General features: G+C 61.3%; 13 protein-coding genes. 4 read left to right on the top strand and 9 right to left on the bottom strand.

Annotation, left to right across the window (positions count from 1 at the left end):
- Positions 1 to 786 precede the first annotated feature (786 nt).
- Entirely contained in the window at positions 787 to 1,182 is a 396-nt protein-coding gene (locus tag U6G28_10800) for a transposase (protein WRS29983.1), read from the top strand.
- Positions 1,163 to 1,669: an IS5 family transposase gene (locus tag U6G28_10795; GenBank protein ID WRS31241.1), complete on the top strand. Its 507-nt coding sequence runs from the start codon at positions 1,163 to 1,165 to the stop codon at positions 1,667 to 1,669. The genes U6G28_10800 and U6G28_10795 overlap by 20 nt, the downstream gene beginning before the upstream one ends.
- On the opposite strand, the gene U6G28_10790 is transcribed toward U6G28_10795, so the two are convergent.
- From U6G28_10790 to U6G28_10755, 8 genes are all read right to left on the bottom strand, one after another.
- Positions 1,666 to 2,763 carry a ParB N-terminal domain-containing protein gene (locus tag U6G28_10790; protein ID WRS29982.1) on the bottom strand — a complete coding sequence of 366 codons (1,098 nt, stop codon included), beginning with the start codon at positions 2,761 to 2,763 and terminating at the stop codon, positions 1,666 to 1,668. The two genes, U6G28_10795 and U6G28_10790, sit on opposite strands and share 4 nt — an antisense overlap.
- Positions 2,756 to 3,688 carry a hypothetical protein gene (locus tag U6G28_10785; GenBank protein ID WRS29981.1) on the bottom strand — a complete coding sequence of 311 codons (933 nt, stop codon included), beginning with the start codon at positions 3,686 to 3,688 and terminating at the stop codon, positions 2,756 to 2,758. The genes U6G28_10790 and U6G28_10785 overlap by 8 nt, the downstream gene beginning before the upstream one ends.
- 6 nt (positions 3,689 to 3,694) lie before the next feature.
- Positions 3,695 to 4,129: a hypothetical protein gene (locus tag U6G28_10780; GenBank protein ID WRS29980.1), complete on the bottom strand. Its 435-nt coding sequence runs from the start codon at positions 4,127 to 4,129 to the stop codon at positions 3,695 to 3,697.
- On the bottom strand, positions 4,126 to 4,860 hold the full coding sequence (locus U6G28_10775; protein WRS29979.1) for a DUF2637 domain-containing protein: 735 nt from the start codon (positions 4,858 to 4,860) through the stop codon (positions 4,126 to 4,128). The genes U6G28_10780 and U6G28_10775 overlap by 4 nt, the downstream gene beginning before the upstream one ends.
- Positions 4,857 to 5,762 (bottom strand): bifunctional DNA primase/polymerase, encoded by a 906-nt coding sequence (locus tag U6G28_10770; protein ID WRS29978.1) that lies wholly within the window; start codon positions 5,760 to 5,762, stop codon positions 4,857 to 4,859. The genes U6G28_10775 and U6G28_10770 overlap by 4 nt, the downstream gene beginning before the upstream one ends.
- A 1-nt stretch (position 5,763) precedes the next feature.
- Complete coding sequence (locus U6G28_10765) at positions 5,764 to 6,849, bottom strand: ArdC-like ssDNA-binding domain-containing protein (protein ID WRS29977.1); 1,086 nt, start codon at positions 6,847 to 6,849, stop codon at positions 5,764 to 5,766.
- Positions 6,850 to 7,086: 237 nt separating this feature from the next.
- Positions 7,087 to 8,019 carry an AraC family transcriptional regulator gene (locus U6G28_10760; protein ID WRS29976.1) on the bottom strand — a complete coding sequence of 311 codons (933 nt, stop codon included), beginning with the start codon at positions 8,017 to 8,019 and terminating at the stop codon, positions 7,087 to 7,089.
- A gap of 33 nt (positions 8,020 to 8,052) precedes the next feature.
- On the bottom strand, positions 8,053 to 9,471 hold the full coding sequence (locus tag U6G28_10755) for an MFS transporter (GenBank protein WRS29975.1): 1,419 nt from the start codon (positions 9,469 to 9,471) through the stop codon (positions 8,053 to 8,055).
- A gap of 338 nt (positions 9,472 to 9,809) precedes the next feature.
- On the opposite strand from U6G28_10755, the gene mobF reads away from it, so the two are divergent.
- Positions 9,810 to 13,355: a MobF family relaxase gene (gene mobF, locus U6G28_10750; protein WRS29974.1), complete on the top strand. Its 3,546-nt coding sequence runs from the start codon at positions 9,810 to 9,812 to the stop codon at positions 13,353 to 13,355.
- A gap of 218 nt (positions 13,356 to 13,573) precedes the next feature.
- Positions 13,574 to 13,900, top strand: a complete 327-nt coding sequence (locus U6G28_10745; GenBank protein WRS29973.1) for a hypothetical protein — start codon at positions 13,574 to 13,576, stop codon at positions 13,898 to 13,900.
- 73 nt (positions 13,901 to 13,973) lie between these two features.
- Here U6G28_10745 and U6G28_10740 read toward each other — a convergent pair whose 3' ends face one another.
- The gene (locus U6G28_10740; GenBank protein ID WRS29972.1) at positions 13,974 to 15,041 is read right to left on the bottom strand and encodes a DNA-processing protein DprA; all 1,068 of its coding nucleotides are present in this window, start codon (positions 15,039 to 15,041) and stop codon (positions 13,974 to 13,976) included.
- Positions 15,042 to 15,180: the final 139 nt, after the last annotated feature.

Raw genomic sequence — 15,180 nt, 5'->3', positions numbered from 1 at the left:
TTGTTGTGTCCGTCCGGCCCGGCGAGGTCATCCCCTCATTTCGCGACCGGTACGCCAGTACCGACTCAATGCCACTCGGCACGACTACGGAGTCGACCGCGCAGAAGATCGACCGGGCCGCGCCGAAGGAGTGCCCAGCGAGGTTGCCCGTCGAGGCGTGGCCGATGGACGGCACCGGCCAGCACCGCTGGTCTCCCGGCAACGTGAACTTTGAGCCGGACAGTGGATACGCGCAAAGAAGTGGGCCTCACATTCGTCCAACATGCTATGCTCACGGACCGGCTCAACGGTCTACATGGAACGCGTCACCGTTCCCGGTGCTTCACGACGGTGGAACTTAGGGGCCAGGGCCGTGCGCCCGCCCCCGGGTGAGATACTAGCTCCTCGACGTCCGTCGCGGACGTGACAAATCGCCGGATGCCGGTACGCACCGGCTCGTGCGGGCCGATGCCGTTCACTCTCGTCGCCGGACCGGGCACCGCACCGACGCGACGCCCAGTCGATGCTCCTCGGTGACCACGCGCAGCGAACCGGACCAGGCAGTGGCTTCGACCACGACCGTCGCCCCCGGACAGAGCAGCCACGAGTCGAGAACGTGCCAGAAAGCGGTGCCGTGTCGCCCGTCGATCCTGGCGGCAGCACCTGGACTCCGACATCAGCTCTACACTGCCTGCGGCGACCAGCCCCCGGCCTCACGCCTCCGCGTCGGCGTCGACAATGTCATGCCCAACTACAGCTAGGGCGTGTCTGTTAATTGATTCTTAAGGAAGCTGGGATCGTGGAACCATGTCTCGATTCCAGCTTCTATCTGATGAGCAATGGGATCTAATCTCCGATTTGATGCCAGGCCCGACCGGGAAGAAGGGCCGCCCCTTCGCTGATGCCCGGTTGATGATCGAGGCGATTATCTATCGGTACCGGTGCGGAATCGCGTGGCGCGATCTGCCCGAAACCTTCGGGCCATGGCAAACAGTGTGGCAGTGGCACCACCGGATGGCGAAGGATGGTACTTGGGACCATGTACAGGCTCGACTACACGAGTATGCCGACCGTGCAGGGATGGTCGATTGGGATGTGTCAGTGGACTCCACGATTGCTCGCGCACACCAGCACGCGACGAACGTCACCCGCCTAAAAAAGGGCTTCGTCGAATTACAAGAATCTGCTGACCGAGCCGCCTGATCACGCGATTGGCCGCTCCAGAGGCGGCCTCTCGACGAAAACTCATCAGCTCGTCGATGGGCAGCATGGTTTACCGTTGGTGACGATCTGCACGGCCGGGCAGGATGGTGATGCGCCGTTGTTCATTCCGTTGATGGAACAGCTGCAGGTTGGTCGCCGCACCCGTCCAGTTGCGGCGTTGGGTGACAAGGCGTACTCGTCGCGTGGGAACCGAGCGTATCTGCGTCAGCGTGGCATTGAGGCGGTAATTGCTGAGCCTCGTGATCAGCAAGGGCATCGGAAACGACGGGGTTCACGGGGTGGTCGGCCGCTGAAGTTTGATGCGGATAAGTATCGAGGCAGGAACGTGATCGAGCGTGGTTACTGCCGGTTGAAGCAGTGGCGTGGGCTTGCGACCCGGTATGACAAGCTCGCGGTTGTGTACCGGGCCGCGGTAGTGCTCAACGGGGTGATCGCTTGGCTCAAACATTTAACAGACACGCCCTAGGCGATGACCCTCGCCGCAGCATCCTGAGTGACGCGTGCTGTGGTGCGGTGTTCCGCGATCTGGCGGGCGAAGTTCACGGTGCCGTCGATCGTTTCTTGAAACGCCTCGTGTTCCTCATCCGTGAGGGCGTGCGCGATGTCGGCGACGTCGTAGTGCAGCCACCAGTCAGCCATCTCGCTCCACATGACCCGGAATGCCCGCACCGGAAACTGCGGCACCGGCCCCTCATCAGGTTTAGGTGCGGGGCGAAGCGGCCTCGGCTTCCGTGTCTTGGTTTGTTCTTTCACCCGGCGCAAAGCTTCTACGGCCAGCCGTTCCAACTCGGCGGCCTTCACATCGGCGGGCGTCTCCCGAAGACTGTGGGCGGCAACCTGTGCGTGATGTCGCACGATCTCATCGACATCGGTGTCGCTGGCGATCCGTTCCAGCTCCGCCACCGAAGTGTGGGCATTGAGGCGTTGGAATGCTGGGGAGACCGGGGAGCCAGTATCGATGGCGGCAAGCTCGGCACGTGCCCGCTGCCGCACCTCCTCACTCTGGCCTGGGTTTTCGGCGAGGTTCTGGAGGTGGGCGATGCGTTCCAGCCGCTGAGAAGAGTCCGTCCCGGTGATGAGGCGGGCGGCCTGTTCCCGCGCATCACCCTTCATGCCGTACGGTCCCGGTGACTCACCGGTACCGGCCTGCCCAGGGTGTTTCCCGTCTGTGCCGAACTGCGTCGCTGCCTGTCGTTGGGCGGCTTCTTCGGCCATGATTTCTTTGAGTTCCCGATACAAGGTGGCTTGCTCGGTCGGGGTCAGCGGTTTATGGAGCAGGTTGTCGTCCTGCTCGGCAAGTAATGCTCCGAGCCGGTCGGTGATCCCCGATCGCACCCACACGTTTACGGTCCGCCACCCCAACTGTTTGATCGCCGCGAGCCGCCGCGCCCCGCACACGAGCACCCCGTCGGGGGTGATCGTCACCGGCTGTAAGAGCCCGTCACGCTGGATGGATGCGATCAGTTGCGTCAGATCTCCGTAGTCGGTGCGGTGCCGGGTGCCGATGGTGATGGATTCGACGGTGCGTTCCAGTCCGATGAAACCGTTTCGTTCACTCACGACCACCACCCCTGACCGGGATAGATGCCGTGATCGTCAGCACCAGATCGTCATCCCGCAGCAGAACGGGCACTGGTTCACCGATGAGGAGTCGCAGCAACACCCCGCGTCCGTGGGAGGTGCCGACATAGACGGGTTCGGGGTTCCCGAGCACGGTCCGCAGCAGTCCGAGCCAGGACGGGGCGGGAAGATCAAGGAGTGCACGAGCGTGTTTATCGCGGCGTAGCGCTTCAAACGCGGTGGCGCGGTTTCCGGCGCGTGCGAGCCGTTCACAGATGTAGTCGATGCTGGCTTTGACGGTGGGTTCGGGCCAGCCAAGCGCGGTGAACAGCGCGACCGTGTCAGTTACCGCCGAGGCAGCCAGCACCTGCTCATTCTCCGAGGAAACCGCATCATCACCGATCCCACTGTCGTGGCTGTGGTCGTGGTGGTGGAACGCGGGATGATAATCGGTAAGGGGGTTCTCCCGGTCGCTGAATCGTTCGGCATCATGAAACACCGAAAACTGCGGGCGGCGGGCCTGGTGCGTGGAGCAGAGCATCCCGTGTGCACGAGCTTCGGCAATGCAGGTGATCTGCACCGCCCGCGTGACCACACCCCACGGATCATTAGCCCGCAGCACCGAGGGGGTGCGCATCACATCGAATGCCGCCGAGGCTGCCTCCCACGCATCAAGGCCGTGCTTCCTCGCCAGCGGTGCGTATTTGGTTGCGGTGTAATCCATAAGCGCAGGAACGTCACGATCACTGCGCCAGGCGGCCCTACCTGCGCCGTGGATTCGTGTGAGAAGGATGCGCAGGCCTTCTCCGGTAGTGAAATCGATATGTGCCGCTTGGGTCGTGGTCATGATGGTGGCACCTCCTGACAGACAGGTGCGCACCACCTCCCACTGGTCCGGGGCCAGCACGATTGCGGTGCTCGTCATAACGCATCACCGGGCCATCCCCACACCCGAACGCTGTGGTGCCGATACTCCGTGAGGACGGGGGCGACCGAACGCCGATGACGGTGGAAGCTTGCTGACACGGTTCGAGATGGCCGTTCGTGACGCTGCGACGGTCTGGACCGGGAAGCGTCTGATCCGGCGGTGGAGTTCCGCCTCAAAGCTGATCCCACGTCCCGCCAGCTGCGCAGTCGATGCCGACAACGCGTCGGACAGGCGCACCCAGGCGACGCTGCGCGGATCAAACCGATCCACACCACGCGCCGTTACCGTTCTGCTCTTCAGGGAGGGGTCGGTCCGGCGGGCCAGCTCCGACACGTCCTCGTGCGGCGACCCTCCAGCTGCACTTGGTGCTGTCGCGCGCGGTGTGGTTTGCGGGGGCTCGGCCTCATAAGTGATGTGAGGGGGTTGCTTGGTATTCATGGTGATGTCTCCTGTTCATTCGTGATGGAAATCGGTTGGGGTAGCCAGCGGCCCACGGTCGAGGGGTGCACCCCGAAATGTTTGGCGATGCGCTTGTTTGACCAGCCCTGCTCGCGCAGCCCAGCAGCAACCGTGCGCCGGTCCAGCTCACCCGGATCGGGGCTGATCGCCGAGGCCTCATCACTGAACGGAGGCGTCGCAGCGCTTCGAGAGTCAGGAACCGGAAGCCACGCGGCATCCTCCTGGTCACCATCAATATCTGCTTCGTCGACGAGTTCCAGGGTGGTCGCGGCGGTGGATGGGAAATTGTTCGGGGAGATCGGGCGCGTGAGGATGACGGTCAGATGCGTGATCGCAAGGAGCACCAGTGGCGGGACTGCGGCAACAGCGGCGGCCAGTAGCCCTGGTACGTTGGCGTCGGCGGCGATGACTGCGTGCAGCGCATTCGCGGTTACGGATACGAGCGCACCTGCGGCCAGTAGCATCCACGGGTACCAGGCTGCACGGTGGCCAGCCAAAGCAACGACGGAGACGGTGGCGACGACGATTATGCCGTCCACGATCAACGGCCACGCCCACGCCTGATCTTCACTAATTCCAGACCTACGCGCGAGGTCTGCCAGTGCGGTGAACGACAACCAGAACGCGCCAAGGGCGATCAACACGGTTCCTGCCACGGCGGTGCTCACCGCGAGCCGTCCACCACGCCGCTGCAATACCAGGGTCGTCATGCAATCACCCGGCCCACAGCTTGTTGCGGTGGAGAACGACGCGGTGCCGGTTCATCGTTTGTTGATCGGTGATGTGCGGGGTCGGTGGCGCGGTACGCGGAGCGGATCGTGGTGGTGATCTCTCGTGCTCCCAGTCCCGCGTGTGCCGCCGCAGGTCCAAGAACTGCGAGGGTGTCACCAACGGCAGTGTTGTTCTCGGCGAGGCGGCATGCTGCCCAGAACAAACCGCGGTTGCGTTCACCTTCACCCAGGGCTGCGACCCACTGTCCGAGGCGCTGCCCATCAAGACCCCGACGCGGTGTCATCTGGTCTCGGTGGGTAAGTGAGGGGCGTGGGTCGAGGAAGTTTCGCAGGCGAGACGCATCCACCGGCGAAGGTTCGACCAGGCCGGTGCTTTGCAACTCATACGGCCTCAAGCGCCCATCGGGCTGGCGCACCTGTGACGGCGGGGCAAGGATGTAGCCGCCGGTGCCACGAAAATCGATCTGTGCCTTGGATGCCTGCCACGAAGGCTGTTCCCGAGAGGTACCGGCTGGGAAATAGAGGTGCAGCCCACCCGATGGGGTGCGCACCAACGCTGCCCACCCGTGCACGAGTCCTTCGCGGCGTGCCCGCTGGAATGCAGGGAACCCAGAACCGGTTGAACCGATATCAATGTCTACGACCTCGATGCCCGAGGCGGGACCGGTGGGAATCGTGAGATTCGCGCTCGGCCACCGATCCCACCACGCCGATACCTGGTCCAGATCGGTGGTCGCGTCATAGAAGCCACGCCTGGTCAGCGGGCGTTTTTCACCCGGCACGCATGGAAACACCGGCACCCCGGCCGACGCGAGCGACCGCGCAGCATCCGGCAGCCGCAAGTGCTGAATTCGGGCCAGAGCATTGAATACGGTCGCCATGTCACAGCCCCCTCACCGGTTCACGTCTACCTATAGCCAAGGACGGTGACGGCTCAGGCAACGGTTGAGGTGCCAATCGCTGACGCGCTTCGCGTCGCGATGTATCCCGCACCAGGCCGGGCGGGTCACCAGCCCCGACCTGTGAGGTGTCGAGCTGATCGAGGATCTCGGTCGCGGCCTTCCGCACCCGTTCACCGGCAGCCTGTACAACTTCGACCGGGGATGAGTCCTTCACGGTGCTGGCCCAACCGGTGACGTACGGGATCGTGTAACCGGCGGTGTCCATTCCATGCGCAGCACCCACCATGAGGGCAACCGATTCGGCCTCCACCTCACCAACCCCGCGATGCCCTGATGCATCAGGATTATTCGGTCCGTGGAGCATCACATGTGCCAGCTCATGCGTGAGCGTCTTCACCTGCGCCGCTGGTGACATGTTGTCCCGCACCTTGACCGTGTTCGCACCGTAGTCGGTGACCCCGTTCGCGCCGTGGATCATGCCCTCATGCGGCACCCGCAGCACCGTGAACCCGCGCGCCTCAATCTGTGCGGCAAGGCCCTCCCAGAGCCCACCGGGGGCTTGACCTTCCAACAGCACCGCCATCGGGCGTTCGGGAATCGGCTCACCCGAGGTCTGCGAAACATCCCACACATAAGCGGGTTTCACCCCAACGATCTTCGACCGGGCGACCTCACCCGCGCGCGGTTTCTCGCCGCGTTCCAGTCTGCGCCACGACGCCGCATCAGCAGGAGTTGCCGAAGCAAACCGGGCAGTGACCGGGGCGAAGATCATGTACCCCGACTGACCCTTATCTACCTGACGACCCAACGTTTGCCACTGCCGGAACCCCGCCACATACGAAGGTTCCGCAGCTGATACGCGACCGGACTCGAATGCGTCGAGATGCTGGGACCAGATCAGCAATGTGTTGTTGAACGACCGCGACCGAAACCTCGCCGTGAAAGTCATCGCGCGCTGCCAATCCTCACCAGTCACGAGGCCATCAACCGCGCCGACCAACCGCTCCTGCAAACCGTCGAGCTTCGCCTCACGCGCTACTCGTGCTTCCTCCCACTTCTTCGCCATCGCGTCCGCCTCTCCCAGAAACCTGTAGTCACCAGCCACTGCTTTGAGCAGGGCCTGCGACTACCAGGTACGCCGGGAACACATAAGCGACGAGCGGAAGTCAAAGTACGGGACGACCGCCAGGAACAACACTGAACCCGACAGTCCTTACCGTCCTACCAGCCAAAAACCAGCACCAGGCAGCGGTGTCGAAGAAGACGTCCCGAAGGACACCAGAGATGTCCCGTTCCCGATCGCTTACTCGGCGCGGTGCATCCGGCGATATTCGCTCGGCGTCATACCCACACACTGTTGAAATGCCTCATTGGCACGGCTCCGGCTCGCCCAACCAACCTGACGGGCAGCCGCGTCGATCGTCAAGTGAGTTTCACGCAGCAGGTGCGCCATCTCCTCGACGCGCATCATCGTCAAATATGCCAACGGCGTTTTACCGTAGGCCTCGGTGAACACTCGTGAAAGTTGCTTTGGGGATAAATGCACCCGGGCCGCCAAGACATTCAGCGTCCAGTTCGTGGCGATATCACTGACCAGAGTCGCGCGAGTTTGGTGGGCCTCATCCCTGGCTGGTGTGAACTTTCGGCACCTGGGCAGTGTAGGCCGGGCATGCGCGCGCTGGCCGCGACTCTGACGTATCGGCGTGACTTTAAGGAACGGCATCACCACATCAGCGATCGAAAACCAAAGGGCCTGCATCCGATGAAAATGAGACCCGAAGCCACCATCGATGCTGAGTGCAACGAGTTCATCCAGCCATGGCATCAACATGCCGGTTCGGTCTTCACCGAGCCGGAGCACTTGTGAGGGTTCGCTGTAGACCGCGTTGGTAAAGCGTTCGGCATCAAGGCGATCATGGAGCAGACAAGCGTGCTGCCAGAACACCTGATCGATCACATAGTCAGTGTCGAGGTAAATCGTGGTTGTGGTGATGTGACTCTCCGGTTCGCTCCCGCACAATACGTTGGCGTTCAACACCACAACATCACCGACGGTAACGAACCGCTGCCCGAACTCGCTCAAGAGCAACGCGCTGCCGTCGCGGACGACGACCAACTTGACGCAGTCGTACGCCGCCGGAGCCATAGGTTGGTGAATGGTTGCGGTGCGCGCAATAATCGGTTCGCACCGCAACCATGATTCAACCCTCTCTGGCGACTTGCCTGACGCCACCATCGGGTAATTAATCAGTCCGACTGGCTGGGCTTTCTAAGCTTCCGTGTTCACTCCTTGCTCTGTCGTGTGTTCATCGGAGACAGCAACTCGTCGGGCAACAAAGGCTGCGACGCAGAGGCCGATGATCGCAAGCCCACTACTCAATAGATAGGGCGATACTCCGTGGGCGATTGATGCAAACCCCAAACCAACAAATACCGTGACGCCAGCAGACCCGCCAAGCTGGTCTGCGGCCCGCTGTACGCCAGAGGCGACTCCGGCATCGTCGTCAGTTACTCCGGTGACTGCCGCATACTGCAATCCGACTAGTCCGAATCCCATACCTGCGGCGATGAAAAGCATCGCGGGGATTAATACCCAAGCGGGGGCGTCGAGTTGCGCGGCGACAGCAATCACAATCATGCCTGCTCCTGCAAAGCTAAGACCCGCGATGATGCACGAGCGCGCTCCCCAACGTCCCATCAGTCGGGGAACGACAGTCACCGCGACGATCAGCGCCATAGCAAGCGGGAGAAGCAGTAGGCCGGCTTCCAGTGGGGAAAGGCCGAGTCCATTCTGAAGATAGAACGTGAACAGTAGGAACGACGTTGAGAGCGCGGCACTCAGCAACGCGGTCGCGAGATTTGCTCGCACCCGAGTCCGGTTGCGGAAGAAGGTTAGAGGAATTAGTGGGTTCGATGCTCGCCGCTCTACACCGACGAACAGAACGGCCGCGACGAATGCTCCTGTCAGAGCCGCAACTGGCAGCCAAGAGATTCCTTCTCCGGCCTCCACGACCCCGAAGGCGAATAGTAGCGGTGCGCCTGTCAACAGAATCGACCCGAGAATGTCCAGCGGTGCGCGCTCCTTCTTTCGGTCGCGTGGAAGCAGGAATACCGTCGCGATCAGCACGAACAGGGTGAACGGGATAGCGATGAGGAAGACCCATCGCCAACCTAGGTGCTCGGTGATGATTCCCGAGAGCACGAATCCCAAAACGAGACCGCTGCTTGCAACCGCTGCCCAGACGCTCAATGCTCGAGTACGGGCCCGTCCCTCGGGAAAAAGGAGGACGATGGTTGCCATTGCAGCTGGTAGGGCGAGGGCTTCGCCTACTCCTTGAAACAGCCTGGCTACAACAAGCACTGCGAAGGTTTCCGCGAAGCCTGCCATCATCGAGGCTGCTCCGAAAATTGCGGTGCCGATTAGAAGAAGGCGGCGTCGACCAACGACGTCGCCCAGGCGGCCTCCGAGCATGAGTAGACCACCGCCGGTGATGGTGTATCCGACGACAACCCAGGTCAGGCCGCGCGGATCAACGCCGAATTCATCGCCGATAGATGGCAGTGCTACGTTGACGACAGTAACATCAACGGCGATGAAGAATTGCAGGACTGACAGGCACACGAGTGCTGCCCAGGATCGCGTGGTCGAGATGTGATCCGGGCGCGATATTGAGGTAAAAAAAGACACAGATAACTCCGTTGCTTGAATGAAGAATCGGGCGACAAGGTATGTCGCACCGAACCGACCATCAAGCGACGGAACGTGAGTTTACTAAGTAGTGAGAAAGACGTTCCGCCGCTAGCGGAGTGTCTTCGTCACAGCGGCCGCGCTCGCGGCAGAAGCACCTGACATGCCCATCATCTTATCCGATGACGCTTCTCCAATCCATTGGACCGGCCGCGCGACGGCCCACAGAAGACCCCACGCGTCTTGCAGAAGAGGCTCGAAGCCCGCGAATCAACGCTGAGTTGACTGTCCAGAAACGCGGTAGCTGACGCTTACCTGTCGTTCAGGAGGCAGCGGCGATGACGGTTTCGATGCGTGTTATGAGCGCGGGTGACGGTTACAAATACCTCCTGCGTACTGTCGTTGCTAGTGATGGTGACCGGTTGCTCACGACCCCGTTGACGCGCTACTACGCCGAGCAGGGATCACCACCCGGTAGGTGGGTCGGGCAAGGCCTCGGTGGGATCGGTGCCGGTCAATTGAGCACCGGTGACCAGGTCACCGAAGCGCAGCTCCAACTTCTTGTCGGGATGGGCCGAGACCCCATCACCGGTGACGCCTTCGGACGTGCGTATCAGTCCTTTGTGCGCGTTTCGGAGCGGATCGAGGCTCGCGTAGCAGAGTTGGACGGGTCATTGTCGCCCGCCGTTCGCGCGGAACAGGTCGCGCAGATCGAAGCCGAAGAAACTAAACGGGGTACCCGTCGTGCCGTAGCTGGATTTGATTACACGTTCTCGATACCGAAGTCTGCTTCGGTGTTGTGGGCGGTTGCGGATGCAGGGACGCAAGCGCTGATCGCGCAGGCGCACCATGCCGCGATTGCGGAGGTGGTTGCATTCATGGAACGTGAGGTTGCAACCACCCGAGTTGGTGCAACCGGCATCGACGGTGCCGCAGCTCAAGTGGATGTCACAGGCGTGATCGCGACCGCATTCGATCATTACGATTCCCGTGCTGGTGACCCGCACTTGCACACGCACGTTGTGATCTCGAACAAGGTCCAGACGGCGCAAGACGGCAAGTGGCGTTCTCTTGATGGCAGACCGATGCACGCCGCCGTCGTAGCGCTTTCAGAACTCCACGAGGCAGTATTTGCCGATCACATGACGCGCGCATTCGGTGTCGAATGGGAGTCCCGGGACATGGGTCGTGATCGCAACCCCGCATGGGCGATCAGTGCTGTGCCTGAGGCGTTGGTGTCGGAGTTCTCGACTCGTTCCCGCCATATTGATGTCGAGAAGAACCGCCTCATCGCTGACTACATTGAGAAGCATGGCAAGCAGCCCACGACGGCGACGATTCTCAAGCTCCGAGCCCAGGCAACCCTTGCAACCCGGCCCGAGAAGCAGGTGCGATCCCTGGCGGAACTCACCTCAGACTGGCGTACCCGTGCAACGCGCTTACTCGGTCAAGATGCAACCCGGTGGGCACAAGACGTTGCAGTGAACCCTCCCGCGATGTTGTTGCGTGCTGATGATGTGCCCCTCGTTGTGATTGCTGAGATCGGGCAGGCAGTGGTGGAGGCCGTGGGTGAGAAACGGTCAACGTGGCGGCGCTGGAACCTGCACGCCGAAGCATCCCGTCAACTCATGAGATGGCGCTTCGCCTCTATGGTGGATCGTGAAGCGATCACCGGGCTTGTGGTCGATTCGGCCGAGAACGCATCGCTACGTCTGACACCGCCTGAACTAGCGTCGAGCCCTGTCGTCTTCCAACGAGATGATGGCACGAGCCGGTTCCGCCCGAAGCACTCCACCGTGTATTCCTCCGAAACCCTGCTTCAAGCAGAAGACCGCCTCCTGCAACGTGCCCGCGCCACGGTGTCACCGAGTGTGGCGCTTACGACGGTCGAGCAGATCACCCCTCTTCCTGATGATGATGGGCGGATGCTAAGCGATGACCAAGCGACGGCACTCGCGTCGATCGCGGTGTCCGGGCGAACTATCGACGTGCTTGTGGGGGCAGCCGGTGCCGGGAAGACCACCGCGATGAACGCGCTCCGCCGTGCATGGGAAGCCGAACACGGAGCCGGTTCGGTTGTTGGCCTCGCACCGTCAGCTGTCGCAGCAGAAGTTCTCGCTGAAGATCTCGGTATCGCTACAGAAAACACTGCGAAGTGGTGGCACAACCACCTCACTCACGGCACCACGTTCACGGCTGGTCAGCTCGTGATCATTGACGAAGCGAGCCTTGCCGGTACTCATTCACTGGATCGCATCACAGGACTTGCCGAAACGGCGGGCGCGAAGGTACTGCTCGTTGGCGACTATGCGCAACTGCAATCCGTAGACGCCGGTGGGGCGTTCGCGCTGCTGGCCGGTGACCGGAACGACGCACCCGAACTGATCGATATTCACCGGTTCAGCAACGAGTGGGAAAAGACCGCATCCCTTGATCTTCGGCACGGCCGCACCGACATCATCGACACCTATATCGATCATGACCGCATCCACGACGGTGACGAAGATGCTATGACAGATGCTGCTTATGCAGCTTGGCGTGAAGACACCGCGGCGGGACTCGTGTCGGTGTTGATCGCGGAGACCAATGAGACTGTCACCGCACTCAATAACCGTGCCCGCGCCGATCTGATTCTTGACGGTAGGCTGCGCCCGAGTCGTGAGGTGGAACTCAACGACGGGTCGATAGCAGGTATTGGGGACACGATCATTACTCGACGTAACGACAGGCGACTGCGCACGAAGGACACATGGGTGCGCAACGGTGGACGTTGGCAAATCACCCAGGTCCGTGACGACGGCTCGCTCACCGTACGGGCCGTCGGGCGTCGTTTTGGCGGCGCGATCGTGCTGCCTGCCGCGTACGTGTCTGAGCATGTTGATCTTGGCTACGCCGTCACGGCACACCGGGCACAAGGCATCACGACCGACACCGCGCACACGGTTGTGACCGCGACAACAACACGGGAGAACTTCTACGTCGCAATGACCCGCGGCCGCAACGCCAACCACGCCTATGTCGCCGTAAACCAACCCGATGATGCTCACAGCCAGCCCCACCCTGGCGATAACACCGATGCCACCGCCAGGTCCGTGCTCTACGGAGTCATGCAACACGTCGGCGCTGAACTCTCCGCACACGAAACCATCACGGCAGAGCAGGAACAGTGGGGCTCGATCGCCCAACTCGCCGCGGAGTACGAGACGATCGCGCAAGCCGCCCAACACGACCGGTGGGCGACGCTACTACATACAAGTGGCCTCACACTCCAACAGACGGAAGACGTACTTGCCTCCGATGCGTATGGTGCACTATCGGCGGAGTTGCGACGAGCGGAAGCCAATCACCACGATGTTGACCGGCTCCTGCCACGCCTCGTACAAGCCCGCAGCGTCGAAGACGCAGATGACATCGCCTCGGTACTGCACGCCCGACTCGCCAAAGCCAGCGCCCGCCCAGCCGGATCAGGACGGACGCGCAAACAGCCACGCCTGATCGCAGGACTCATCCCACCCGCAGACGGAACCATGAGCCCAGAAATGCGGCAGGCACTCAATGCGCGACACCAGCTGATCGAGCAACGCGCTGATGCACTCGTTGACCAAGCCGTCGATGAAGCAGCCGATTGGGTGCAGCCGCTCCTCCCAAAACGTCAGAACGAGGACATGATGACTGGTTGGCGTCGCCGTGCGCGCGTGATCGCCGCCTACCGCGACCGACACCAAATCACCAGCACCGACCCGCTTGGACCGGTACCCGAGCGCACCGCACAGAAGATCGACTATGCCCGCGCACACGCTGCCGTCACGCAACTCCAAGCATCCGTCGAGCAACCTCCACACCGTGAACAGCAGCGACAGGTCAACCGAACCCTCGGACTCTGAGGCCGAGAAGGTCTCGGGCTTCCCTCCTGTCAGTGCTTCGTCGTATCCTGGTGACAGAGGCGGATACTCATTCCAACGCGCCACTTGTGGCAGACCCTCCAGGTCACTCTTCAACGCATCGCCTCGTCGGAGTTGTTTGTGCGATGGAGAGGAACGAGATCGTAATCCGCTTGCTCTGGACTGGAAGCGTCCATACCCGAAATTTTCTGCGTCGGTACATGCCGACCAATATCCTGCTTGATGCGATCCGCACCCCACGCGGTCTCAAATGGGGTGTGCCAGCGATGCTGTTGGCGATCCCATACTTCTTGATCGCGGCAATCCTGGTACAGGCCATCAATGATGGCGGCCCGGCTTGGCTCAATGTGCTTGTCCTGTTGAGCATTTGGAACGGGCTCAAGATGTTGTGGATCGGTCCGTTGAGTCTGATGCTGTTTGTGCGTCTCCAGGTCAACCGGCTCAAGGCCAGACCCAGGAATCAGCAGAGGACCCAGCATATGTCTGGCGAGGATGCTGAATATCGTGATTTAGAAACGGCGCACTGATCCGCGTCGTTATCTACACATGCAGCTCAAGGCCAAACGATCCGTGCTGCGATCGCTGATCTCGTGGGTTCCGTCAGAGATCACGGTGAGCTGAATGAGCGGCACGAGCATGTGCCGAATAGCTGTCCATACGGAATGCTTTGGCGCTGAGTTGTTGTATCGAGCCGGAAGGCGGCTGTTTCTCGGAAAGCGCCCGTACGTCGTTGGCGTTGGTCACGACACTGGCGATGCCCTGGGCAATGAGTCGATGTGGGCCATAACTCGTGGCACTTGTCACCGGCCCGGGAACCGCACCGACGCTGCGCCCCAGCGAGTATGCCTGTTGAGCCACCAGCAGCGAGCCCGACCGTGAACCGGCTTCAATGATCGTCGTTGAACCCGAAAGTGCAGCTTCGATGCGGGCACGGGCCATGAACCGTGCTCGTGTCGGCGTGGCTCCCGGCGGTTGCCCGCTCACCAACAATCCGACATCGCTCACACGTTCAAGCAGATCTCGATGACCCGCTGGGTATGGACGGTCAATTCCACCGGCCATCACCGCAATCGTATGACCCGCAACAGCCAACGCAGACCGGTGAACTTCACCATCTATACCGTATGCGCCACCAGCAACAATCACTTTCCCGTCACTGGCAAGGTCAGCAGAGATCTCGTTTGCGACCTGGACGCCGTAGCTGGTTGCCGCACGTGCACCGGTGATCGTAAAGCGATCGCTCACTGGCATTGCGAGTAGTGACTTCTCGCCTTTGACCCAGAGGACATATGGAGCACCGTCGCCGAGATCGTGGAGCGACGCCGGATAGTTGTCATCGCTGGGAATAAGCGTCTTGAAGCCACCACGTTCTGTGAGGTCGAGTGCTTCTTGGATCAGTCGTGGTTCCACCCGGGGCAGCAAGCGTTTACGCCACAGCTGAGCTTCCACGTTATCCAAACCGGGAACCGGTGCGTCGTCGGCAAGCAGCATGACAGTGTTGACTGCGCCGTGAACCGCAAGGAGATGCCCCGTTGTCGCATCAGTGGGGTCCATGATCACGGTCAGGGCGATCCGTGCCGCACGTTCATCCGTCGCGAATGTCAAGAGCGTGTCCAAGTTCCCGGTCCCTTCGTCGTTGAAGGGAAGGTGAGCTACCAACGCCATCATTACCTAACGTTCAGAATCTTTCATCAGACATTATTTGGCCATACTCGCATCGAACAACCGCCCCAGTTTTTACAGCGGCTGGCTGTCAGGCTGGTGGGAAAATCTGTCGTCCAGTAGGGTGAAGGTAAGTCCAGTTCAC

The sequence above is a fragment of the Actinomycetaceae bacterium MB13-C1-2 genome, assembly GCA_035621235.1.
Lineage (GTDB): Bacteria > Actinomycetota > Actinomycetes > Actinomycetales > Actinomycetaceae > Scrofimicrobium.
This window is presented reverse-complemented; position numbering and strand designations above follow the sequence as displayed.

Coding starts and splice junctions, on each gene's coding strand:
- U6G28_10785 (WRS29981.1), bottom strand. CDS start 3,688: ATGACGAGCACCGCAATCGTGCTGGCCCCGGACCAGTGGGAGGTGGTG.
- U6G28_10740 (WRS29972.1), bottom strand. CDS start 15,041: ATGATGGCGTTGGTAGCTCACCTTCCCTTCAACGACGAAGGGACCGGG.
- U6G28_10780 (WRS29980.1), bottom strand. CDS start 4,129: ATGAATACCAAGCAACCCCCTCACATCACTTATGAGGCCGAGCCCCCG.
- mobF (WRS29974.1), top strand. CDS start 9,810: ATGACGGTTTCGATGCGTGTTATGAGCGCGGGTGACGGTTACAAATAC.
- U6G28_10775 (WRS29979.1), bottom strand. CDS start 4,860: ATGACGACCCTGGTATTGCAGCGGCGTGGTGGACGGCTCGCGGTGAGC.
- U6G28_10765 (WRS29977.1), bottom strand. CDS start 6,849: ATGGCGAAGAAGTGGGAGGAAGCACGAGTAGCGCGTGAGGCGAAGCTC.
- U6G28_10745 (WRS29973.1), top strand. CDS start 13,574: ATGCCGACCAATATCCTGCTTGATGCGATCCGCACCCCACGCGGTCTC.
- U6G28_10760 (WRS29976.1), bottom strand. CDS start 8,019: ATGGTGGCGTCAGGCAAGTCGCCAGAGAGGGTTGAATCATGGTTGCGG.
- U6G28_10800 (WRS29983.1), top strand. CDS start 787: ATGTCTCGATTCCAGCTTCTATCTGATGAGCAATGGGATCTAATCTCC.
- U6G28_10770 (WRS29978.1), bottom strand. CDS start 5,762: ATGGCGACCGTATTCAATGCTCTGGCCCGAATTCAGCACTTGCGGCTG.